General features: G+C 44.2%; 2 protein-coding genes and 1 tRNA gene. All 3 read right to left on the reverse strand.

All coding sequences use genetic code 11. The features are described from left to right. Window positions 1-13: 13 nt before the first annotated feature. The 3 genes from mepA to OU793_RS24385 all read right to left on the reverse strand — a co-directional run bounded on the left by mepA (window position 14) and on the right by OU793_RS24385 (window position 1,638). Window positions 14-850, reverse strand: a complete 837-nt coding sequence (gene mepA / locus OU793_RS24375; RefSeq protein WP_025542834.1) for a penicillin-insensitive murein endopeptidase — start codon at window positions 848-850, stop codon at window positions 14-16. A gap of 12 nt (window positions 851-862) precedes the next feature. Next, window positions 863-1,195 carry a DUF1904 domain-containing protein gene (locus OU793_RS24380; protein WP_005483015.1) on the reverse strand — a complete coding sequence of 111 codons (333 nt, stop codon included), beginning with the start codon at window positions 1,193-1,195 and terminating at the stop codon, window positions 863-865. Window positions 1,196-1,561: 366 nt separating this feature from the next. Beyond that, a tRNA-Trp gene (locus tag OU793_RS24385) sits at window positions 1,562-1,638 on the reverse strand. Window positions 1,639-1,722 lie beyond the last annotated feature (84 nt).

Genomic DNA, 1,722 nt, shown 5'->3' on the forward strand with positions numbered 1-1,722 from the left:
CAAAGATAAGACGTTATTTACTGACGATAAGTGGCTGACATTGTGGTGGAATCGCTTTTTTCTTTTTAGGTTTAGCCGCTACTTTTTCTGGCTGGGGCTTCGCTGGGACAACTGCTTTTGGCTTCCAACTCGCTAACTCCGAACCGCACCCATCACCAGAAGGAGGAGGTGCTTGATCGACACAATTAGAGCTTGAGTCAGGGCATGATAAGCGCACATGAAAATGATAATGATGTCCCCACCAAGGACGAACTTTACGTAGCCAAGAACGATCTTTTCCCCCTTCCTGAGCACACAGTTGCTCCTTGATAACAGGGTGAACAAAGATACGAGCCACCTCATCGCTCTTAGCAGCATAACGGATGAGTTCAAAATGCCTCTTATCCCATCGATGATTTAATATCGAGTAGTCTTGCAGATCAACCACACTCATCGGTTTCGGCAATTGAAGTTCGTTATAGGAGAGAGGAGAGTCAGCTAAACGCAACCAGATATCAATATCCAGCCCCGTTTGATGGCTTGAATGACCAGATGAAAAACGGCCGCCACGAGGTAAAGAAAGGTCGCCAATTAGTAAAGTAGTTTTTAACTTTTGATTCGCCTTTAAAGCTAGGCTTTCAACAAAATCTATAGTGTTAGGGTGCCCATAGTAGCGATTCGTTCGACTACGTAACACTTGATAACCTGTACCTTCTAAAGGCAGGGGGGAAGCCCCATCTAAGCAGCCGTTCGCGTAACTACCAATAGAAGAGGACATATTATGAGTGGGAGCACTAACTTGCTCCCATGGCGTAGCATAAAGAGGAGCTGAGAAAAATAAACTTAAATAAAAAGAAAGACTCAGCCGCATCATACATCCCCTTTAGTAATGTTCACCATTATCATAGTAGGCATTTGGCGATAGTGCAGAAAAAATGACTGCTACATCAATATCTTCACCGACTACACCACGAACCTGTTGTGTAATTACTTTCGCTACCTTGTCTTGAGTCTCTTGTCCTCGATCAAACCACAAAACTTCAACAAAAGGATAAGCAGGACTTACCTCGCCTTCACTAAAGAAAGTTGTGTAGATGTACTCAAAAGTAAAATCTTCTCGTGGACTATTCATTAGTGGCTGGAGCTCGTCAGTCAGTGGCTTTGACAAAGCTTGTACTGCTTGAGGTTCTACAGCGCGAAATCGTAGATGTGGCATAAGGTTAATCCTATATTTGTATTGTCCTAAGATGATAACAGGAACAACAACGCTAATCATCCCAACAACAACTAGACGCGTTCTTAAAAATACCCAGAAAAACGCTAATAAATATCAACAAGAGCTTGAGATTCCAATCAGTGACATTCAACGACAAGGGATCACTAGCGGCTAGATATCAATCCCGCTGGAAATCTGCTGTTCTTTATATAGGGAAAGTAGATAAGAGATTAGGGCAGTTCAGACTTAGCGACCATTAGCTACGCGCTTAGAATCGCCTATTTGGGAACTTGAGTTCACAAAGAATAAATTTTGCCATTTTACAAACGTAAAAAAGCCCCAGTCTTTCGACTGAGGCTTTAAATATGGCAGGGGTGGAGAGATTCGAACTCCCAACACGCGGATTTGGAATCCGCTGCTCTGCCAATTGGAGCTACACCCCTGTAGTTCGTGTTTAATGAGACGACTCTCGAATAAGTGGCGGAGCGGACGGGACTCGAACCCGCGACCCCCGGCGTGACAGGCCG

Origin of the sequence: Vibrio sp. VP6, assembly GCF_028823755.1 — a bacterium.
GTDB lineage: Bacteria > Pseudomonadota > Gammaproteobacteria > Enterobacterales > Vibrionaceae > Vibrio > Vibrio parahaemolyticus.

Coding starts and splice junctions, on each gene's coding strand:
- mepA (WP_025542834.1), bottom strand. CDS start 850: ATGCGGCTGAGTCTTTCTTTTTATTTAAGTTTATTTTTCTCAGCTCCT.
- OU793_RS24380 (WP_005483015.1), bottom strand. CDS start 1,195: ATGCCACATCTACGATTTCGCGCTGTAGAACCTCAAGCAGTACAAGCT.